We start from the raw sequence: 20,778 nt of genomic DNA, 5'->3' as shown, positions 1-20,778 counted from the left end.
TAAAAGTGGACGGTGCAACGCTGGTACTTTGCTTCGGGGAACACTTCTCCCACAGCCTCCAGCATACCAAGGCACTTGTCTCCAACCACCAGCTTGACCCCGTCCAAGCCACGGCCACGCAGCCACTGGAAGAAGCTGACCCAGCTGGCCTTGTCCTCTTTCATACCCTCAGCGGCACCCAGAACCTCACGGTATCCGTCCTCATTGACTGCAATCGCCACCAGAATGGCCACATTTTCAAACTCTCCGCCCCAGTTGCGGCGCAAATATATCCCATCCACATAGACATACGGGTACCGTCCACCTTGCAAAGGACGATTCCGCCAATCCTCAATGCGGACATACGCTTTCTTGTTTAGCTCACTGATGGTGGAGGGAGACACCTTGCTGCCCCACAGAGCTTCTGTAATGTCCTCCACACGCCGGACGGATACACCTGCCAGGTACATCTCAATGAGAGCCTCTTCCACGCTGCTCTCCCGGCGGCGGTACCGCTCAATAATGGCGGTCTCAAAGGAGATCCCCTTGAGTTTGGGAACCTTGAGGGTGACGTCCCCGGAAGTGGTAGTGAGATTACGGCTGTAATGGCCGCTGCGGTAGCCCTGGCGCTGCTCATTGCGCTCGTACCGGGCCGCCTGGGTCAGTTTCTCCGCCTCGGCCTCCAGCAGCTCATTGAGGGTTTCCTCTACGCTACCTCGAACCAGCTCCTTGAGCTGGCCCTTGATAACTTCTTCGTTTAGCTGTACAATCTTCTCGGACATGGTTTGCTGTCTCCTTTCAGAATGGTGTGTCGCGACTTCATTCTACCAGAGTTCTGCAAACCATGTCTCTTCTCATCCTTTTTTCAATTTGCGAAAATTATTGTACCTTATCCCCATGTTCCACATCCTCTCTTGTTACAGCGTCCTGGTAACAGGCAAAAAAATTGGGATCAAACCAGCAAGGCCTTGTGTCTCAAGAGCCTCCTTGATTTGATCCCAACTATAACACTTTTCTCAATGAAAAATGTCGGGTGGGGAAAGCGGTGATCTCGTGCGTATTGAAGCAACATAGCCTTTTGATTTTGGATGGAATTTGACAAATCCTCTTTGCCGTTTTTCTTCTCATCCTTGGTGTCCTCTACGGACAATCTGCAATAAAGTGCTGTGATTTTGTCGGTTGCCCTTAACATTTCGTTATCCTCCTTTGGTTGGGCAACTGTCTGTACAGGATTGGAATGGTTGTTTATATCAAGAGAGGTGTCGCTATTCATTCGCCATCCTCCGTGATATCAGATTCATCATCGGCAGCGTTCTGCTCCATAATGCGTTTGAGCTTTTTATCAAGAGTTTCCGTGCCCTCGTAGCTGCCTGTAACTGTGTATTCTGCGCCGCCGATTTCATCCACGATTGTCACTTCGGGCAACCAAAAGGCAGACGGATTTTTTACAACGATGTTACCGTTTTCATCAAACTTGATGTCACGCTTTGGTGCATCATCGGGGCGAGGCTCGACCTTGGCATACGGGTCGGGATTGGAGAAGTAGTATTCGGGAACTTTCTCGTTATGCTCTCCACTCGCAATCTGTTCCTCAAAAATCATATCATCTATTTCTTCGGGAGTAAGCTCACGGGCTTCTTCCTCTGTTCGTTTCTCATCCATCCTGTCGAGCCTCCTTTTCTTTCATTCACTTCAATTCGATTTATTCAAAGAATTGTTGGGATTGCAAGTACCGCAGGTGTAGCTGTACACTGCGATGTTTTACAAAATATAGCGTTGCCGATTTGGTGGAAAATGAAAATCTTCAATTTGCTTACAAAAGGTCAAAACAAACTTTGCAAGCAGTGCACATGTGTACACACATCGTGCGTTTTGCAAATTTCAGCGAAGCTGATTTTTGCAAAAGCTTGTTGGGAAGCATCCCAAACCCTTTGACGATTTTTTCAAAATCGGCTACGCTCCTGCGGAGCTGACATCACTTCAGATGGGAGAGAGAAAGCAGAATTTTTTTAATGCCTTCGTAAATTTCCTCTTGATTCTTTTTGATTTCTTCAATGTCAGCTTCGTAGATGTTACCCGTTGTGTTGAGCTGTTTGGCAATCTGGTTTTCGCTGTTGGATATTCGTTTCATTTTGGAAGTCAGCTCACGGAGTTCAGGCATATCCAGATTCACAACATATCCGTCGATTGCCATTTTGCGGAGATAGGCACTCATGTTCTCCGTTCCCATCTGTGCCATTTTCTGTTTTATCAGGTTAAGCTCTTTTTCGTCTACAAAAAACTTGACTTGTATTGGTCGCTTCCGGTTTCTGTTATCTGGCATAAGAGGAAAACTCCTTGTTATTTTTGCAGAGTATTTTAATCTACTCAAAATTGAAATAATCGTTTATCGAGAATCCATTATTCTATGTACTTCTATAAAATCATGTAGAGAATATGTATATAAACTCTTGCTCAGAAATCTTCATTTTTGCGATAAAACTCGCATAATCCCACACGTCCATAGGAATTTTTAATCCATGCTTGGTGATGCTGATATCGTCACGCGGAGTAACATTTGCCTCATAGGTAGAGCCACGATTCATCCATAATTTTAGATCGCCAGAGCCTTCTGCTTCGGGATAGAGATAGTAGCCAGCTTTAGCATCAAAACGGAACATATAGGCAAGTACCTGTAAATAGTCTCGATTGCCAATGTTGTCAATCGGCTTGTACTTGGCGTCTGCAATGACTCGAGCCTCGCTATTTCGGCTAATGAAATCGGGATAAATAAGTCCGACATTTCTATTGAACAGTCTTTGAGCACCTTTGCCGCTCTTGTTCATCGGATGATAGAAGATGTCCTCAACAAGCGAGTTGATGTACTCCTCCCATAGCCATGCACCGTCAAACAGTATACCGTATATCTGTCTCGACCCCGAACCGATTTGATGCTTTTGATGCCGAAGAATCAAGAGGCACAATCTCTGCAAAGCAAGATATTCCCTGAAATAAGCATGGCGGACAGTATTCTTTTTGTTCTGCTCAATGATTTTCTGTCGGTCATAAGGCTCATATCCCGGAGTTGCATCTATTACGAGCTTTACCTCGTCTTTCACCTTGATAAGGAGATTGTTTCCGTAAGGCTTTCTCTTGATAAATTCTATGGTGTGTCGCACCAGTTCCATCAGACTGTTATCAAAAGAAAACTCACGCTGGCTATATGCAACATTCCCTATAAATGGAATGTTCTTCTCTATATGCCTTGCGACATCAATAGTGCCTTTTACATGCGCATCATTGTATCTGTGACAGATATACTTCTTGAACAAACCTTTCCTCATGGCCGTCTTGAGGTAATACGGAAACAGGAATAGCAAGAAATTAAACAGACGATTATCCTGATTGGCATCAGACTCCAAGTCTACGATGTTTGGAAAGTCCAGAACTTTGTCCAAAAGATATTGGAAAAAGTAATCCTCTCCCTCTCCACAGAAGCGGGACTCGATAATAAGACGCTCATCACCGCAACCAAGAACCCCCATCACATTGCCAGAGCGATAGGTGTCATTGACACTTTGCAGAATCATCTGATCTCGTGAAATATCCTCTGCGTCCTTTACGATTTCGGGAAATATGAATACACCTTCGTGCTCAAGCTGCTCCAATGTTTTGTCTGCAATTTTGCCGACCAACTTTCCAATGTGAGAAAATACATCTTTTTTCTGCTGCGAATTATCCTTAATCTTGAGCAACTTCATCCGCATCACCTCTGGTAGGTTTCTGATAACCGTATGCTTTTGCGAATTGATTCATAAGGCCATCCTCATCGTACATTCCCTGAATGTATTCCTGTAGGAGCGGCTGTAGGTAATCTGTCCAAAGCTGGTCAAAGTCAAGTGTTTTCAGCTTCAGGAAGTAAGATGCACCGATTTGATAATTATCGTTCAAGTCCTCAACACCCGCAATCTCTTTGTTGAGAGCAGCCATTCTTCTAATTGCTTCGGACTCCAATTCCTCGTTTTCTAACAATGCAAGCATTTCGAGACGCTCATCCGCTTTGAGTTCCACGAAACGAAAACGACGGCGCATAGCAAAATCAAAGCTGTCTACAGAACGGTCGATATCGTTCATCGTACCGATGATATAGACATTCTCAGGAATATAGAACTTTTCGCCAGGGTCGGAATGCAGATTGGAATACTGCGTGGAGATTTCTCCGGCTTTGCCACGATATCCGGGGTCTATTGCAAAGAACAGTTCACCGAAAATCTTTGAAATTTCGCCGCGGTTGATTTCATCAATGATAAATATATATTTTTTTAGTTCTTCCTGTTTCACCTTTACCTTTGGAGCTGTGCTTTTCTTTGCTCTAATCGCTTTATAGATAGCAAAGTCATATGAATACCCCTGAGTGGCAAAGGACTTTCCGAAGAAAGCTGTAATATCCTTTATTTTGTCGAACTTTTGCCCGGACTCCAGCATCTTTCTAACTTCGTCTAAATTTAGGGCGAGTTTGTTGGCAGTCGCATTTCCGGGAATGGAAATATTAATATGTCCGTCATCCACGCCTGTAATGGTAAATTCATTTCCGTTGATTGTCTTAAATGTGTCAACGCCAAACTCAATGCCGGAGAAAAATTCCGTCATAGTTTCCTGAACTGAGGCTTCCTTTTCCACCGTTTCTCTGGATTTTTGTGAATCCTCATAGTTCTTTCTGGCACGAGCAACAAATTTCTTGAAAATGCCGTCTTGCAATTCAAAGCCCATCGACCCGTCGTCATTGACCTTTGGCCTCAGCCCTTCAACAAAATCGGAGTAGTCATAACTTGGATGGAATTGGACAAACTCTACCTGCTTTTTTTGCTCGTCAGTGAGTAGCGTATAATCGTCAAAGTACCCATTGCTGATAATATCCGCAGCAATTTCTTTAGCAAGATAGGACTTTCCTGTACCGGGCGCACCTCTGAAAATCAGATTCTTTGATTCAATCAGCATAGAAGAGAAAGGATTACGATATCCTTTGAACTGCTGAACAAGCTCTTCCTGAACAGCGGCTTCCGTTTCTGCCGCTGTTGTCTCTTTTTCATCTTTTTCACGGTATATCAGAACGAACTGATCTCCCGGCTCACCGAAACGCTTCAAGCACTCCTGAACGAAGATAATCGTGGAGAAAATATTCCAACAATAGATAACGAACTGGCGACCGTTGTCGTATCCGTATGTCAGGTACTCTATCGTATTGCGGTGCTTCTTGAATTCATCAACGCTCGCAAAGATACCTCTGATTATGTTGCTGTCCGGATTGTATTTACAAACAGGAAAGTTCTCCTTGTCCTCAACAGACAGGGTAGCGAGCTGCTTCTCGAATATCTGGCAGGCAATGCGTGGCATAGTCTGATTAGAATTTCTTCTTTCACCTTTGCTGTAGGATCGTTTGATTATATCCCCGTTTGCCCTCTTAAAATAGACATCCAGAGGTTTGTAATTATCGCCGAGGCCCAGATTGTCCATTGTAAAACGTTCATCCGTTGACTCAATGCTTTCAGCAGTAATAGACAACTCGAATTTTTCCTGCTGTTTTGTCTCAATAGTGAAACCCAGACTTTCCAGATAGCTCTTTGCTTCAACGCTGTTAAAGGATTCCGTTGAAATATCCATGCCGTTTGCCAAATGGTCAGCCACGGCCACCACATACTTCGGCGGATACTTTTTCCCATCTTCAGACACGAGCACATACTTTGTACTTACATTGTGTTCGGGAACGCCGTCCTCGTCGACAAATTTTAAGGCATCAATGATATCCTGTTTTTTCAGTTTTGGTATAGCCATGCTGCACCTCCTCAATGGTGTGTACACACATTATAGCGTATGGAGTGGGTGGTTTCAAGTAACTTATCAGAATATATCGTATCAAAATGTATCTTTTCCATGAATAAAGGCTACTGAGGTGGCATTTATAGCAGTAGACGTACCTTTCATTGAAATGTGTATCTGTCAGCTTTACGGTCTAATGAGGTTATTCATGGAATCACAAGCATCATCTCTCCGCAGCAAGCAGCATTCTTTGCGGAGTTAGTGTTCTGTATAGATTTCACCGTGACAACGGCATCTATATCATCCATTCCACTTTCCTTGCCGTACAGAGCAAAAAATAGGCAGTTTTCTCCCCTTAAACGTACAAAAACAGATGACACCCAACCGAAGTTGAGTGCCACCTGTTTTGTTATCCAATCCTGCCAGACAGATACTATAAATAGTAATTTTGATGAATTACTGTCTTACGAGCACCCATCTAATGCTCGGTGGTCTTTTGTGTGAGAGAAATTGTTTAATTGGGATAGTAGGAATAGATCTTGTATCCTGCTGATTCAATCTCAGAGAAGGGGATTTCTCTACCCCAATTGATTATAGAGTCAAAGTTGCCTTCTGTGACAATAACAGAATTGGTTTTCTTTTCGAGGACAACAACCGTGTGGTAATTGCCGATACGAATAGAATCACCAACCTTGACATCGTCAAGAGAGTCTACATAATGTCCAGGGACATCTCCGAAAGCAGTATACTGACAAAGAGCAGCGAAGGCAACACAACCTTTACCACGAGAATTGCCCTTGTCATCGTACCATGTGTTGTCATTTGTCCAGGACATGCCCTGCGGATAATCCTGTTGCAGAGCCATAATTGCGTCGTAAGCCTCCGCCTCGGTAGGCACATTCGCAGTGGTCTGATCGCCAGGCTCGGGTTCAGGCTCGGGCTCGGGATCAGGCTTAGGATCGGGCTTGTCGTCGGGACCAGGGAGAGTGCCATTTTCCTTCGCCTCGATCACATCCGCCAGACGGCACAGAGTCACAGCAGCCTGGGCACGGGTCATATCGGCCTCGCCGTTGAAAGTACCCTTGCTGTCGGTGCCTGCGAGAATACCGAGAGCATAGCACTTGATAATGGGGCCACGTCGACCGTCCTCCAGTGCATAGTTATTGAGGTCAGGGATGCTCTGCTCAGCCTCAGTCAGCTTGTCCTCGGGTGCCTGAACATCGTACCAGGACAGTACCTTAAAAATGACAGCCGCCATCTCGGCACGGGTCAGAGGGCGCTCAGCAATGTCCTGAGAGGTCGCATAGTCGTCCAAACGTTCGGCAAACTCAAGCTGGTCGCCGGCCGCTGCATAAGGTGCATACCACTTGCCACTGTACCACTGGCCGGCGGGTGCCTCGTCAGGGATCTTGTCAGGGAAAAATGCTCTGATGACCATGGTATACCACTCGGCACCTGTCACCTTGCCATTGGGATTGAACTTGCCGTTACCAACGCCAGACACCCAGCCCTCCTTAGCTGCCTGCGCCACGAACTGGTAGGCCCAGTGGCTCTGGGAGACATCAAGAAAAGAGGGGCCGGCAGCAAAGGCCGGTACAGACAGAGATATAATTACAGTTAGCGATAGTAATAGCGATAGTAGTCTCTTCATTTCCTTTTCCTCCTCCGGCAGATTAATGTGGTTACAGTATAGCACAGAGTTGGCATATAGCACATATTAATTTGCGGCTAACACCCATGTTAGATGAAAAGCACTCCCGGGATAGTAGTACCAGGCACATACTATCAAGGAGGATTACCCCATGCCAAGATCAACACCAACCAGCGAGTCCATTAAGTCTCCATAAAAAAGAGGAGCCCAGGGCAATCATTACGATTACCTTGGACTCCTTTTGAGTCATGATTGAGTGGACAATGAGGCTAAGATGCGGGGGAATGGCCTCATCAGGATCGCTTGGATTACTTCAGCTCCACCTTGGCGCCGACTTCCTCCAGCTTCTTCTTCAGCTCCTCGGCCTCGTCCTTGGACACGCCCTCCTTGATGGCCTTGGGAGCGGCCTCGACGGCAGCCTTGGCCTCAGCCAGGCCCAGGCCGGTGATCTCACGGACAGCCTTGATGACCTTGATCTTCTCGGCGCCCACGTCAGCCAGCACCACGTCGAACTCGGTCTTCTCCTCAGCAGCGGGAGCGGCAGCGCCGCCAGCGGCGGGAGCAGCCATAGCGGCGGCGGAAACGCCGAACTCCTCCTCCAGAGCGTGGACGAGCTCGGAGAGCTCCAGAACGGTCAGACCCTTAACCTCTTCAATGAGGGCAGTGATTTTCTCAGAAGCCATGATAGGTAACCTCCTAAATAAATAATGTTTGAATCGTTGATCTTACTCGGCGGCAGCCTCGGCGCTCTCCACAGAGCCGCCCTTCTGCTCGCAGATGGCCTTGATGACGATGGCCAGGCTGGTGATGGGGGCCAGCATGGTGCCCAGGACCTGAGCCTGCAGAACCTCCTTGGAGGGCAGCTCGGCCAGAGCGGTAATCTCGTCCATGGACAGCACCTTGCCGTCCATGAAGCCGGCCTTGATGACGAACTTCTCGCCGTTGAACTGCTTGGCGAACTTGTTGATCACCCGCATGGGGGCGATAGGGTCGCCGTGGGACAGAGCCAGAGAGGTGGTGCCGTTGAGCACCTCGTCCATCTCGTTCAGGCCCACGTTGTTGATGGCGAAACGCACCAGGGTGTTCTTCACCACGGCGTAGTCCAGCTCGTTCTTGCGGCACTCGGCGCGCAGAGCGGTGTCCTGAGCCACAGTGATGCCCTTGTAGTCAACAAGCACGCCGCTGGCGGCGGTCTTGAGCTTCTCGGTCAGCTCGGCCACGATGGCCTGCTTCTCACTGAGAACCTTTGCGTTAGGCATTTGGAATTCACCTCCGTTGAATTTGAGTTCAACTTTTCCGATGCAGTCACGCAGCAAAAAAGCTGTTTCCGCATTCAAAGCAGCGAAAACAGCACAAAGAAAATCATTCCGTTGTGGCTGCATTCTCGGCAGGACTTATGGCTTGCGCCGCCTGCTGTCTTTGAACACGGCTAATAGTATATCATTCCGGACAGGCCATGTCAAGCATGACCTGTCCGAAAATGACAACTTTTTTAGGTTCGGGGCAAATAAGCTCCGAAATAACTCACATGAGCTTAGCGCCGTTGATCTTCACGCCGGGGCCCATGGTGGAAGCACACACGCAGGAGCGAATGTACTGACCCTTGGCGGCGGAGGGCTTGGCCTTGATGATGGCGCCCATCAGGGCGTTGAAGTTCTCGGTGAGCTTCTCAGCGCCGAAGGAGACCTTGCCGATGGGGCAGTGGATGATGTTGGTCTTGTCCAGACGGTACTCCACCTTACCGGCCTTGATCTCGGTGACGGCCTTGGCCACGTCGGGGGTGACGGTACCGGCCTTGGGGGAGGGCATCAGGCCCTTGGGGCCCAGAACCTTACCCAGACGGCCCACAACGCCCATCATGTCGGGGGAAGCCACGACCACGTCGTAGTCGAACCAGTTCTCCTTCTGGATCTTCTCCACCATGTCCATCTCGCCCACGAAGTCGGCGCCGGCGGCCTTGGCGGCCTCAGCCTTGTCGCCCTTGGCGAACACCAGTACCCGCTGGGTCTTGCCGGTGCCGTGGGGCAGCACGATGGCGCCGCGGACCTGCTGGTCGGCGTGACGGGAGTCAACGCCCAGCTTCACGTGGAGCTCCACGGTCTCGTCGAACTTGGCGGGAGCGGTCTTGACCACCAGCTCCATGGCCTCAGCGGTATCGTACAGAGCGCCCTTGTCGATGAGCTTGGCGCTCTCCTGATATTTCTTGCCTCTAAACATGCTCTATTCCCTCCTTCGGCTTAGTCGCCCACCACGATGCCCATGGAGCGGGCAGTGCCGGCGATCATGCTCATAGCCGCCTCGATGCTGGCCGCGTTCAGGTCGGGCATCTTGGTCTCGGCGATCTTGCGCACATCTTCCTTGCTGATGGTGGCCACCTTGGTCTTGTTGGGCACACCGGAGCCGGACTCGATGTTGCAGGCCTTCTTGATGAGGACGGCGGCGGGGGGAGTCTTGGTGATGAAGGTGAAGGAGCGGTCGGCGTAGACGGTGATCACCACGGGGATGATCAGGCCGGCGTCGTTCTTGGTACGCTCGTTAAACTCCTTGGTGAAGGCGGCGATGTTGATGCCGTGCTGACCAAGGGCGGGGCCGACGGGGGGCGCGGGAGTCGCCTTGCCCGCGGGAATCTGAAGTTTCACATAACCAGTAATTTTCTGTGCCATTTGAAACAGCACCTCCTACGATAAATGTGGTTGGAAGCGGAACTGCGGAGCAGTCCCTCCCACGTGCGGGGGAAAAGGGCCGAGGCCCGGAGCGTCAGTCCTGGACAGGTTCCACCTGATCCAGCTCCAGCTCCACGGGCGTCTCCCGGCCGAACATGGAGACCACCACCCGGACCTTGCTGCGGTCCAGGTCGATCTCCTCTACGGTGCCCAGGAAGGACTCCAGAGCGCCATCGGTGATCTTGACGTTGTCGCCCACCTGGTAGCCCACCACCACTTCGCGCTTTTCCACGCCAAGGGCGGCGATTTCATCCTCGGTGAGGGGAATGGCCTTGTTGCCGGAGCCCACGAAGCCGGTGGCACCGCGGATGTTGCGCACCAGATGCCAGGTGTCGTCCGTCATGACCATCTTGACCAGCACGTATCCGGGGAACACCTTGCGCTCCACGGTTTTGGGGCCGTTTTCCGTGATTTCGGTCACGGTCTCCAGGGGGATGCTGACCTCCTGGATCAGGTCCCGCAGGCCGCGGTTTTCCACGGCCTTCTCAATGCTGGCGGCTACCGTGTTTTCATAACCGGAATAGGTATGAACCACATACCACTTCGCGTTATCAGCCATTGCAGCACCTTAACCCTTACCGAACAGATCAAGCAGGGCGCGGATCACGGAGCCGGCGAGCCAGTCGAACAGCCAGATACAGATGCCCACGATGATGCAGCAGACGATGACGATGACGGTGTTGTTGATGGTCTGCTTTTTGGTGGGCCACTGGACCTTCTTCAGCTCGCTCTTCATCTCCTTGAACCACTTGCCGATCCGGGCGAAGAAGCCGGGCTTGGACTTTTTCTCAGTCTTAGCGTCCTTCTTCTTGTCCGCCTTGGCGGGTTTCGCGGGAGCGGGGGCAGCCTTCTCAGCGGCCTGCTCGAGCTTCTCGTTTTCAGACATTCCGTTTAACCCTTCTTTCTTCTGAGCCATATGCAGCACTCATTACTTGGTTTCGTTATGAACCGTGTGCTTCCTGCAGAAGGGGCAGTACTTGTTCAGCTCAAGACGATCGGGAGTGTTCTTCTTGTTCTTGTTGGTGTTGTAGTTACGCTGCTTGCACTCGGAGCAGCGCAGGGTGATCTTCACCCGGTTGCCGGCTTTCGCCATGTTCGGCACCTCCTTCATTGTTTGACCGGAACAGCAAAAAAGCTGGACCCGGCCTTTGGGCCGAATCCAGCAACGCACAGGCGCATACTGCGCCCTGTCATCACGTTACGGTGCGGATTCGGCACGCTTGCCTCCCTATGTCCTCACGCGGGAGGGGAAGGGTTTTGCGCGTCATCACACCGTAAAAATGCGCACAAAAAAAGAGCCCTTTTTCATAGGTGATTGAAATATACCACAGCGGATGGGAGAAGTCAAGCGCTCTCCCCTTGTTTTTTTCAGTTTTTTTCTGTATAGTGTAGGGAAAGGAGGGTTGTATTTGCGGATTATGGCCATAGACTACGGCGACGCCCGGACGGGCGTGGCCATTTCCGACCCAACCGGCCTGCTGGCGGGGTACACCACGGTGATCCACAGCCGCAAGCCCGAGATCGTGGCGGCGGAGCTGGCGCGGCTGGTGAAGGAGCGCGGGGTGGAGGAGCTGGTGATGGGCTTTCCCCGGAACATGGACGGGACCGAGGGCCCCCGGGCCGAGCTGTACCGGGCCTTTGCGGTCCAGGTGGAGGAGGCCTGCGGGCTCAGACCGGTTTTGTGGGATGAGCGGCGCACCACGGTGGAGGCCCACGGGATCCTCCACGCCTCGGGAAAGCGAATGAAACAGCATAAGGCCAATGTGGACGCGGTAGCCGCCACGTTGATTCTGGAGGGATACCTCACTAGAAAAAAGGAGGAACTGAAATGAAGGAAATTGTGCTCAACGTCTTTTACAAGGCCAAGCCCGGTATGCGGGACAAGTTCGTGGAGGAGGTCAAGAAGCAGGGGGTGCTGGACAAGACCCTGGCGGAGCCCGGCTGCCGCCGCTATGAGTACTTTGACGCCCGGGAGAATCCGGACCTGCTCTTCCTGCTGGAGATCTGGGCCGATGAGGAGGCCATGACGGGCCACCAGAACTCCGAGCACATGGCGCTGCTGCGCCAGATCAAGGCGGAGTATATCGAGGATACCCGCATCGAGCGCTATTGATCGCTCCGCGTCCGGGCGGCAAACAGCTCCCGGGCGCCTACAAAGAGGAGAAAGACGCCGAACAGGCGGCGGAGCAGGGCGGTGTCCATACCGGTGGCGGTCCAGGCCCCCAGGGCGGCGCACGCCAGCCCGGCGGCGATGGCCGGTAATAGCACCGGCTTTTCCAGAAACCCATTTTTGGCGTGGGCGGGCAGAGAAGCGGCGGCGGCGGGGAGAAAGTAGAGCAGATTGATCCCCTGGGCCTGCTCCTGGGGCAGCCCGGCAAAGGCGGTCATATAGATGAGCAGCAGGGTGCCGCCCCCCACGCCGAAGCCGGAGAGGATTCCGGTGGCTGCTCCGGCCAGAAAGGGAACCAGCCAGCCGCTCATCCCAGCAGGGCCCTCACGCCGCCATAGAGGATGAGCAGGGCGAAGCCCCGGCGGAGCCAGGTCATGTTCAGCCCCTTGAACAGCCTGCCGCCCAGCAGTCCCCCCGCCAGCCCGCCTGCCAGATAGGGGAGGGCGGGGATAAGCTCCAGCCCGCCCCGGAACAGGTAGATGGCGGCGGAGAGGGCGCACAGGGGGAGGATCACAGCCACCGAAGTGGCGAAGGCCTTCCGCTGGCCCAGGCCGCACCATTCCGCCAGCAGGGGGACCAGCACCATGCCGCCTCCTCCGCCGAAAAAGCCGTTGATGAGCCCTGCCGCCGCCCCCGCCAGGGCGGGGCGGAGCCAGCCGTGTTCCGGTTGTTTCAAAAAGCATCCCTCCGATGGCCTTAGTCTGCCAGCGGAGGGATGTTTTTATACCTTTATATTTGTGTGCCGGTGAGGGCGCATATCACGTCCCCCGCCATCATCAGCCCCGCCACCGGGGGGACCCAGGCCACGCTGCCGGGGACCGACCGGCGGCCGGGCGGGGGAGCCTCCCGCTGCTCGGCCTGTCTGGGGAGCTCCGGGGACCACAGTACCCGGTGGCGTCGGATGCCTCGGTTGCGCAGTTCCTTGCGCACCACCCGGGCCAGAGGGCAGCCCTCGGTCTGGGAGATGTCCCCGATGCGGAACTGGGAGGGATCCAGCTTGTTGCCGGTGCCCAGGGCGGAGAGAATGGGGATGCCCCGCTCCAGGCAGGTCTGGATCAGGTCCAGCTTGCAGGAGACCAGGTCGATGCAGTCCACCACATAGTCGTACCGCAGGGAAAAAAAGGCCTCCCGGTTTTCCGCCTCGTACTTTTCCGCCCGCGCCGTGACGGCGCAGCCGGGATTGATGTCGGCGATCCGCTCCGCCATAGCCTGGGCCTTGGGCTTTCCCAGGGTGGACAGGGTGGCCTCCACCTGCCGGTTCAGGTTGGTAAGCCCCACCTGGTCATGGTCCACCAGGGTGAGAGCCCCCACCCCGGAGCGGGCCAGGGCCTCGGCGCACCAGCTGCCCACGCCGCCCAGACCGAATACCGCCACATGGCTGGCGGTCAGCTTTTCCATAGCGGGGGTTCCCAGCAGCATTTCCGTCCGTAAAAATCGCTCGTCCATACCTACTCCTTTGAAAAGGGCCTGCCGCGCGTTGCGGCAGGCCCTGCTCCTGTATTGATTATTCGCCCACGTACTTGGCACCGCTGCCCTGGACGGCCTCCAGGCCGTCGGTCAGGCTGGTCACCCAGTCGCTGAGCCGCTGGCTGCGGATGGAGCTGTCGGAGGTGATCTTCCAGACCGGGTTGTTCCAGTCCTGGAAGTAGATCACGTGCCAGCCCTGCTGGCCAGACTGGGGATTCTCCACCAGGGTGGTGTCGCCGGCCTGACGGCTCTCATCAAAAATCCAGGCGTCAAAGGCGTCGAACATGTCCCCGCGGGAGACCTGCTCATACAGGCCGCCGTTGGAGCTGGAGCCGGTGTCATCGGAGTTGGCCTCAGCTAGAGCGCCGAAGGACTCGGCGGTTTTGTCGCCGGACTCCCACTCGCTCAGCAGCCGCTCAGCTTCCGCCTTGGCGGCGTCTAGAGCCTCCTGGGTGGGCACGGTGGACTCGTCCACGTCCTCGGTGGCGGGGTCGTCCTCCTGGGTCAGCTCCGCCTTGATCAGGATGTGGCGGATGTCCACGGTGGGGTCCTCATTGCGGTAACGGTCCAGGAACAGCACCACATAGTAGCTGCTGGTGCCCTCGATCACGGTCACATCGCCGGCGGTGCGGGCATCATCCTGAATCCACTCGCTGAAATTGGTGTTCAGGCTGCTGCCCACGGTGCCGGTTTGCAGGGAGTAATCGGGGTCGTTGGCGTAAGTCTCCTTGGAGCTTTCCGCCACATAGTCGGGGGCCAGCTCGCCAAAGGCAGTGCTCTTGTCCTCGGCGGCCTCCACCGCGGCGGCAAACTCGTCGGCCTTGGCCTTGGCGGCGTCCATGGCGGCCTGCTTCTCCTCGTCGGTGGCCTCCACGGTGTTGCCCTCCTCGTCGGTGGTGCTGGGGGCGGCGCCGTCTATGGCGATATAGCGGTAGTCATAGCTGTCCAGGGAGGCGGCGTTCTCCTGGTAATAGGTCTCCAGGTCCTCCTCAGTGACCTCCTGCTTATCGGTGTAGGCGGTCTTGTAGTTGCTGACCAGGGCGGCCCGCTCCACGCAGGTCCGGTAATCGGAGACGGTCATATATCTGCTGTAGTTGGCTCTGAGGTAGCTCTCCAGGTTGGGATAGCCGTTTTCCTCGGCGGAGGTCTTGGTGGAGTTGATGCTCTCCTCCACGGCTGCCTTGTCCTCCTCGGACAGGGTGAAGCCCTCCTCAGCGGCGGCGTTCTCCAGGGCGACCGCCTCGGTCAGCTGGGAAATGGCCTGCTCCATAAAGTAGTCGTAGTAGCTCTGGGTCTGCCCCTCGTCCACGTACTGGGTGTGCAGATCCGCGGAGGGATCAAAGGTGGCGCCGCCGGTGTAATAGCCCATATAGTACTCCTCGGCCAGGGCGGAGCGGAAGTAGTATTCCACGTCATTCACATTGTAATTCCGGCCTCCCACGCTGAGGGCGGTGGCGCGGCGCTGGAAGATGCCGGAGTGCCAGACCAGCAGAATGACCACCAGCACGGCGATGACCACGCCGATGACCGTGTAGAGAACAGCCTTGCGTTTGGCGGCCTGCTGTTCCTTCAGCTCCTGGCGCTGCTTTTGGGTCAGACCCTGAGCGAGGTCGCCCTGGCGCTGCTTTTTTTCTCTGGATGCGCTCATTGATAGCTTCAGTCCTCTCGATAAAAGTTCCTGCCGAAGCAGGGAAACCAATAGACAATGAAGTATTATATCGGAAAGTGTCCCTGCTTTCAAGTACAAAAACAGTTTTTACACTTTGTTCAGAGTTTATAAAAGAAAAACCCCACGAAACAACCGTTTCGTGGGGGACCCCGCTCTGGCCGTGCGGATCCATTTAAAACCTGCACGAATGGCAGGTGGGTCGCCTCCATGACGCTTCGTTGCTTCCAACTTCCAGCCGCACCCGAAGGAACGGCCGGGAGGCCTGCAGTCCACGTCATGAGTGGGGCATCCCGTTTCAGAAATGTGGGTTTAAATAAAACCCGTCACGCACCGAGCAGGAATGGAATCAGGTATCTTCCTCGTCGGCGAAGAGGGATTCCATGAACTGCTGATAAACCAGCTCCAGCTCCTCCTCGCTGTCCAGGGTGGAGAGCTGTTCCTCTCCGTCCACCGTGACCGCCTTGAGAATGATCAGGCCGTACTCCTCGTCGTCCAGGTCCACATCCTGAACGCCCTCGCCGTCCTCGCCGGGAACGGCGGGGAAGAAGGCCATGTAGGTCTGACCGTTGTACTCCAGTGTGTCCAGATGTTCCAGCTCAAATTCATTGCCGTCCTCATCGGTGACGGTGATGAAATCAGGGCCAAATTCTTCGCTCATGTCGGGCACCATACCTTCCTTTTCTTCGCCTCTTAATTGTATCCTGTGCGGCGGAAAAATGCAAGAGTCAGACAAGCCAAATTTTTCGGGAATACAAAATATGGAATTTTTAGCAGGTGATAGGGTGGACAAAGCGGCAGAATATGCTATAATGTACTCTATCGGATTGTACCCATCAGCTGTTCCACCTGGTAAACGGAGGTGTCATTTTGGCGTCAACCAACAATCAGAACCCACGTCCGGAGCGGCGGCGGAAAGGCCGTTCTCCGGCGGTAACGGTATTTGCGACCATAGGAAAAGTCTTTGGCACGCTTCTGCTCATCGGAATCATCACCTCGGTGATTCTGTGCTGCTTTGCGGCCAATTATATCCGTACGGTCATTATTCCCCAGGCCCATCTGGAGGCCAACTTTGTCATGAACCAGACCAGCACCATCTATTATAAGGACTCGGCCACGGGACAGTATGTGGAGCATCTCGCCCTCCACGGCAGCGAAAACCGCAAGCTGGTGGAACTGTCCCAGATCCCCAAGTCCCTGCAGCAGGCCACTGTCGCCATCGAGGACGAGAACTTCTACAGTCACAACGGCGTCAGCTGGAAGCGCACCCTGAAGGGCGTGCTGCTCATGTTTACCGGCGGGGACATCCAGGGCGGCTCCACCATTACCCAGCAGCTCATCAAAAACGTCACCCAGTACGACGATGTGACGGTGAAGCGCAAGATCCTGGAGATTTTCACCGCCCTGGATTTTGACTCCACCTATTCCAAGGATCAGATTCTGGAGTGGTATCTCAATTATATCTATCTGGGCGACGGCTGCTATGGCGTGGCCACCGCCGCGGAGAACTATTTCGGCAAGGATGTGTCCGAGCTGACCCTGGCGGAGAGCGCCAGCCTGATCAGCATTACCAACAACCCCACCATCTACGGCCCCAACTCCACCGTGCGCATGACCAATGAGGACGGTGTGGTCACCACCGGCCGGGAGCGGAACAAGCAGCGTCAGGAGCTGGTGCTGTGGAAAATGTGGGACCTGGGCATGATCAGCGAGGCGGAATATCGCTCCGCTGTGGCTGAGGAGCTGGATTTTGTCCGGGAGCAGGACGAGAAAAAGCCCAGCATCATCTACAACTGGTATGACGAACAGGTCATCAGCGACGTCATTGATGATCTGAAGGAAAAGTACGGCTATTCCGATCAGATTGCCGAGGATATGGTGCTCTCCGGCGGACTGAAGATTTACGCCTGTGTGGACCAGGAGGTCCAGTCCGCCGTGGAGACGGTGTACTATGACCGGAGCAATCTGAATCTGGTGTCCAAGAGCGGCCAGGAAATTCAGTCGGCCATCGTAGTACTGGATCCGGAGGGCAACGTGGTGGGCCTGGCAGGCGCCCTGGGCGAAAAGGAGGGCAACCGTCTGCTCAACATGGCCAGCGGCACCTACCGGCAGCCCGGCTCCTCCATCAAGCCCCTGGCGGTGTATGCCCCCGCCCTGGAGTACGGGGTCATCACCCCGGCGTCCTCCTTTGACGATTATCCGGTGCAGGTGCTGGGCAGCAGCGCCTGGCCCGCCAACTCCTACCTGCACTATAAGGGCCTGATAAATCTGGCCCCTGCCATTGCTGTCTCCTCCAACCCTGTGGCGGTGCGCACCCTGCAGCAGCTGGGTGTGGAGACCTCCTTCCAGTTCATGCAGGAGAATCTGCATATTGACCTGGTGGAGGAACTGACAGTCAACGGCGAGGTCAAGAACGATTACGGCGCCAGCCAGCTGGCCCTGGGCGGCCTGACCAAGGGCGTCAGCGTCATGGACATGGCGGCGGCCTACTCGGTCTTTCCCCGGGACGGGCTGTATGTCGAGCCCAAGACCTACACCAAGGTTACCCGCGAGGTGGACGGTGTGGAGGAAGTGCTGCTGGACAATACTGCCAACGAGCCCGAGGTGGCCCTGTCCACCAAGACCAGCTGGTATGTCAACGAGCTGCTCAAGGGCGTGGTCAACGGCAAGTACAGCGGAGCCACCGGCACCGCCGCCCAGCTTTCCGGTATGACGGTGGCGGGCAAGACCGGCTCCACCAACACCAACAACGACCGTTGGTTTGTGGGCTATACCCCCTATTACACCGCCGCCGTGTGGGTAGGCTATAAAAACCCGGAGCGCATCTACTATAGCAACGGCAACCCGGCGGTCACTCTGTGGCGGAAGGTAATGGCCCCCATTCATGAAGGGCTGGAGAATAAGGGCTTTACCAAGCCCGGCGGCACCACCACGGTGCAGATCTGCCAGGACAGCGGCCTGCGGGCCACGGAGGCCTGTGCCGCCGATCCCCGGGGCAGCCGGGTCATCAGCGTCACCATGTTTGCCGATGATGTGCCCGCCGAGTCCTGTGCCCTCCATAAGGAGGTGGAGGTGTGTACCGCCTCTCCTGTGGTGGGTTCTGACGGGGAGGCCATCTCCGGACTGTACCATCTGGCCGGGGAGTTCTGCCCCCGGGAGGCCAACGAGGCCCTGGGCATCACCGAGGGTACGGTCAAGACCATCGGTATCCTGGACTATAGCAGAGAGAGCGTGGGCGGCGCCACCGCCCGGGACTCCAACTATCTCTACAGCTTCCTGGAGGCCCAGGGGACCTGTACCACCCACACCACCGCGCCGGTAGCTCCGCCGGCGGAGTATGACCCCAATTCCTTCGACCGGAACGACCCGTCCACCTGGCCCACCCAGGAGCAGTGGCCCGGTTTCGATCCGGCGGACGAGACCACCTATCCCGACTATAATCTGCCGCCGGTGACCACCCCAACCCCTGGAGTGGAAACCACGCCGTCGGTGCTCGAGCCCACCCCGCCGCCCACGCCAATTCCGACGGCCACGCCGACGGAGGAGCCTTATGTACCGGCTGACGGGTGAAGAACGCATAGACAGATGAATGGGACCCCCCGGATGTTCCGGGGGGTCCCATTTTACGCTGAAGGACGGCGGACAGAGAACACGCCGCTGGTCCAGAGCTGCTTGCCCACCACCGTCAGCAGGGGGGCCAGCACCATCCCGGCCACCCCCAGCAGCTGGAAGCCCGCGTACATGCTGACCAGGGCGGCCAGGGGGTGGAGGCCCACCCGTTTGCCCACCAGCCGGGGTTCCAGCAGGCTGCGCACCAGCACCACCACCGCGCACAGCACCAGCAGTCCAACCCCCAGAAACAGGTCTCCTCCCAGCAGGGCGGCCGCCCCCCAGGGGATCAGCACCACCCCCGCGCCAAACACCGGCAGGGCGTCCAGCAGCGCGATCAGCCCGGCCAGCAGCAGGGCCAGCTCCACCCGCAGCACCAGCAGCCCGGCGGTGAGCTCCCCAAAGGTGAGGAGCATCAGCAGCACCTGGGCCCGGAGCCACCCGCCCAGCGCGGTTTTCAGTCCAGCCCTCAGCCGCCGGGCCCGCTCCAGCCAGGGGGCGGGGGTCCGCCTGCGGAGGCCCTCCAGCAGCTGGGGCCCTCCGGCGCTGAACAGATAGAGGGCCAGCAGGGTGGTGGTGAGAAACAGCAGGAAGGCGGGCAGGGCGGAAGCTGCGGAGGCCAGCGCTTGGGTCAGCCACTCATACAGCCGCTGGGGCAGGGCCGCGCCCTGCTCCAGCCAGCCTTTCAGCAGCTGCCGGGCCGGCTCCTGGGCGGGGAGGGGGAGGGCGATGAGGAAGCGGTAGACCCGGCTCTCCACCTGCCCGGCCAGGTCGGGCAGGCCGGCCATCAGCGCCGGCAGCCGGTCCAGCAGCAGGTTCAGCTCATACCAGGCCCGCCAGATCAGCAGTCCCAGTCCCCCCAGCAGCCCTCCGGCAAGGGCGCCGGTACACAGCCCGGCGGCCCACCGCCGGCCCATGCGCAGCCGCCGGGTGAGAAAGCCCACCGCAGGCTCCAGCAGGGCGGCCAGCCCCAGGGCTGCCAGAAAGGGGAGCAGACAGGGCAGCACCACCCGCCAGGCCAGCCACAGGCCCCCCGCCGCCAGGGCGGCGTACCCCAGCCGGAGCAGAAAGCGCAGGTGCCTGTTTTCCGGCATGCCGGTCCCCCCTCTACTGGATATGTATAAATTGACGAAAAATGGAGGAGGGGACAGGGTGGAAATCGGCAGGGTTGGGGATGGGGAGGCCTTGCGGCGGACGGAATGGTGTGTTACAATAGACCACAAGACACAGACAAATGACTTTCCTCTAAAGACAGTCTGGAGGTTATGCATGGGAAAGACACCCAACTATTTTATTGTGGAGGCCAGCGCGCTGCCGGAGGTGTTTCTCAAGGTGGCGGAGGCCAAGCGGCTGCTGGAGACCGGCGAGGTGGACACAGTGAATTTGGCGGCCCGCCGGGTGGGGATCAGCCGCAGCGCGTTTTACAAGTACAAGGACGCGGTGCAGCCCTTTAACGATATGCTGCATGGCCGGATCGTCACCTTCCAGATCCTGCTGAAGGATGAACCGGGGGGATTGTCCTCCGTCCTGCGTATTTTTGCCCAGAGCGGCGGGAATATTCTCACCATCAACCAGACCATTCCGGTGAACGGCTGCGCGGCGGTGACCATCGGGGCGGAGACCTCCGGGCTGCAGACCTCTCTGGAGGAGCTGCTGGAGCAGGTGCAGAGCCAGCAGGCCGTCCTGCGCTGTGAGATTTTGGCGGGCTGACGCCCGT

24 protein-coding genes and 1 other RNA gene are annotated in these 20,778 nt (G+C 55.6%); 4 read left to right on the top strand and 21 right to left on the bottom strand.

Going from position 1 to position 20,778, the window contains the following annotated elements:
• From B5F88_RS11090 to rpmG, 14 genes are all read right to left on the bottom strand, one after another.
• The coding region (locus tag B5F88_RS11090) for an IS256 family transposase (RefSeq protein ID WP_140402097.1) at positions 1-761 on the bottom strand (761 nt) is incomplete at its 3' end.
• Between the two features lie 170 nt (positions 762-931).
• The gene (locus B5F88_RS11085; RefSeq protein WP_204246226.1) at positions 932-1,252 is read right to left on the bottom strand and encodes a hypothetical protein; all 321 of its coding nucleotides are present in this window, start codon (positions 1,250-1,252) and stop codon (positions 932-934) included.
• Positions 1,249-1,641 (bottom strand): hypothetical protein, encoded by a 393-nt coding sequence (locus tag B5F88_RS11080; RefSeq protein WP_087345816.1) that lies wholly within the window; start codon positions 1,639-1,641, stop codon positions 1,249-1,251. Before B5F88_RS11080 ends, B5F88_RS11085 begins: the two co-directional genes overlap by 4 nt.
• Before the next feature lie 313 nt (positions 1,642-1,954).
• A complete protein-coding gene (gene mobC, locus B5F88_RS11075; RefSeq protein ID WP_087345813.1) occupies positions 1,955-2,302 on the bottom strand; it encodes a plasmid mobilization relaxosome protein MobC in 348 nt (115 codons plus the stop codon).
• A 100-nt stretch (positions 2,303-2,402) separates the two neighbouring features.
• Entirely contained in the window at positions 2,403-3,719 is a 1,317-nt protein-coding gene (locus B5F88_RS11070; protein ID WP_087345810.1) for a hypothetical protein, read from the bottom strand.
• On the bottom strand, positions 3,700-5,790 hold the full coding sequence (locus tag B5F88_RS11065) for an AAA family ATPase (protein WP_087345807.1): 2,091 nt from the start codon (positions 5,788-5,790) through the stop codon (positions 3,700-3,702). The genes B5F88_RS11070 and B5F88_RS11065 overlap by 20 nt, the downstream gene beginning before the upstream one ends.
• Positions 5,791-6,289: 499 nt before the next feature.
• A complete protein-coding gene (locus B5F88_RS11060; RefSeq protein ID WP_087345804.1) occupies positions 6,290-7,426 on the bottom strand; it encodes an S-layer homology domain-containing protein in 1,137 nt (378 codons plus the stop codon).
• A gap of 308 nt (positions 7,427-7,734) precedes the next feature.
• Positions 7,735-8,109, bottom strand: a complete 375-nt coding sequence (rplL, locus tag B5F88_RS11055; RefSeq protein ID WP_087345801.1) for a 50S ribosomal protein L7/L12 — start codon at positions 8,107-8,109, stop codon at positions 7,735-7,737.
• Between the two features lie 42 nt (positions 8,110-8,151).
• A complete protein-coding gene (gene rplJ, locus B5F88_RS11050) occupies positions 8,152-8,685 on the bottom strand; it encodes a 50S ribosomal protein L10 (RefSeq protein WP_087345798.1) in 534 nt (177 codons plus the stop codon).
• A 265-nt stretch (positions 8,686-8,950) separates the two neighbouring features.
• The gene (gene rplA, locus B5F88_RS11045; protein WP_087188133.1) at positions 8,951-9,643 is read right to left on the bottom strand and encodes a 50S ribosomal protein L1; all 693 of its coding nucleotides are present in this window, start codon (positions 9,641-9,643) and stop codon (positions 8,951-8,953) included.
• A 20-nt stretch (positions 9,644-9,663) separates the two neighbouring features.
• Positions 9,664-10,089 (bottom strand): 50S ribosomal protein L11, encoded by a 426-nt coding sequence (gene rplK / locus B5F88_RS11040; RefSeq protein WP_087345795.1) that lies wholly within the window; start codon positions 10,087-10,089, stop codon positions 9,664-9,666.
• A gap of 94 nt (positions 10,090-10,183) precedes the next feature.
• Complete coding sequence (gene nusG / locus B5F88_RS11035) at positions 10,184-10,708, bottom strand: transcription termination/antitermination protein NusG (protein WP_087345792.1); 525 nt, start codon at positions 10,706-10,708, stop codon at positions 10,184-10,186.
• A 9-nt stretch (positions 10,709-10,717) separates the two neighbouring features.
• A complete protein-coding gene (secE, locus tag B5F88_RS11030; RefSeq protein WP_087345790.1) occupies positions 10,718-11,035 on the bottom strand; it encodes a preprotein translocase subunit SecE in 318 nt (105 codons plus the stop codon).
• A 42-nt stretch (positions 11,036-11,077) separates the two neighbouring features.
• Complete coding sequence (gene rpmG, locus B5F88_RS11025) at positions 11,078-11,242, bottom strand: 50S ribosomal protein L33 (RefSeq protein ID WP_009259908.1); 165 nt, start codon at positions 11,240-11,242, stop codon at positions 11,078-11,080.
• Between the two features lie 316 nt (positions 11,243-11,558).
• On the opposite strand from rpmG, the gene ruvX reads away from it, so the two are divergent.
• Complete coding sequence (gene ruvX / locus B5F88_RS11020; protein ID WP_087345783.1) at positions 11,559-11,981, top strand: Holliday junction resolvase RuvX; 423 nt, start codon at positions 11,559-11,561, stop codon at positions 11,979-11,981.
• Positions 11,978-12,262 (top strand): antibiotic biosynthesis monooxygenase family protein, encoded by a 285-nt coding sequence (locus tag B5F88_RS11015; RefSeq protein ID WP_087345780.1) that lies wholly within the window; start codon positions 11,978-11,980, stop codon positions 12,260-12,262. Before ruvX ends, B5F88_RS11015 begins: the two co-directional genes overlap by 4 nt.
• Here the strand turns inward: B5F88_RS11015 and B5F88_RS11010 are convergent.
• From B5F88_RS11010 to B5F88_RS10985, 6 genes are all read right to left on the bottom strand, one after another.
• Complete coding sequence (locus B5F88_RS11010; protein ID WP_087345779.1) at positions 12,256-12,630, bottom strand: sulfite exporter TauE/SafE family protein; 375 nt, start codon at positions 12,628-12,630, stop codon at positions 12,256-12,258. The two genes, B5F88_RS11015 and B5F88_RS11010, sit on opposite strands and share 7 nt — an antisense overlap.
• Positions 12,627-12,995 (bottom strand): TSUP family transporter, encoded by a 369-nt coding sequence (locus B5F88_RS11005; RefSeq protein ID WP_087345777.1) that lies wholly within the window; start codon positions 12,993-12,995, stop codon positions 12,627-12,629. Before B5F88_RS11005 ends, B5F88_RS11010 begins: the two co-directional genes overlap by 4 nt.
• A 53-nt stretch (positions 12,996-13,048) precedes the next feature.
• On the bottom strand, positions 13,049-13,765 hold the full coding sequence (locus tag B5F88_RS11000; RefSeq protein WP_087345774.1) for a tRNA threonylcarbamoyladenosine dehydratase: 717 nt from the start codon (positions 13,763-13,765) through the stop codon (positions 13,049-13,051).
• A 58-nt stretch (positions 13,766-13,823) separates the two neighbouring features.
• Positions 13,824-15,434 carry a peptidylprolyl isomerase gene (locus tag B5F88_RS10995; protein ID WP_087345771.1) on the bottom strand — a complete coding sequence of 537 codons (1,611 nt, stop codon included), beginning with the start codon at positions 15,432-15,434 and terminating at the stop codon, positions 13,824-13,826.
• 164 nt (positions 15,435-15,598) lie between these two features.
• Positions 15,599-15,799, bottom strand: a non-coding RNA gene (ssrS, locus tag B5F88_RS10990) — 6S RNA.
• Positions 15,800-15,801: 2 nt separating this feature from the next.
• Positions 15,802-16,113, bottom strand: a complete 312-nt coding sequence (locus B5F88_RS10985; protein ID WP_242959742.1) for a DUF1292 domain-containing protein — start codon at positions 16,111-16,113, stop codon at positions 15,802-15,804.
• 209 nt (positions 16,114-16,322) lie between these two features.
• On the opposite strand from B5F88_RS10985, the gene B5F88_RS10980 reads away from it, so the two are divergent.
• A complete protein-coding gene (locus B5F88_RS10980; RefSeq protein WP_087345765.1) occupies positions 16,323-19,022 on the top strand; it encodes a transglycosylase domain-containing protein in 2,700 nt (899 codons plus the stop codon).
• Between the two features lie 53 nt (positions 19,023-19,075).
• Here the strand turns inward: B5F88_RS10980 and ytvI are convergent, their stop codons facing one another.
• Entirely contained in the window at positions 19,076-20,155 is a 1,080-nt protein-coding gene (ytvI, locus tag B5F88_RS10975; protein ID WP_087345762.1) for a sporulation integral membrane protein YtvI, read from the bottom strand.
• 175 nt (positions 20,156-20,330) lie between these two features.
• Between ytvI and B5F88_RS10970 the strand changes: the two genes are divergently transcribed.
• Positions 20,331-20,771, top strand: a complete 441-nt coding sequence (locus B5F88_RS10970; protein ID WP_087345759.1) for an ACT domain-containing protein — start codon at positions 20,331-20,333, stop codon at positions 20,769-20,771.
• Positions 20,772-20,778: the final 7 nt, after the last annotated feature.

Origin of the sequence: Flavonifractor sp. An306, assembly GCF_002159455.1 — a bacterium.
In the GTDB taxonomy this organism is placed as follows: Bacteria; Bacillota; Clostridia; order Oscillospirales; family Oscillospiraceae; genus Flavonifractor.
The sequence above is the reverse complement of the archived record's forward strand: the minus strand, read 5'-3'. Positions and strand labels throughout refer to the sequence as shown.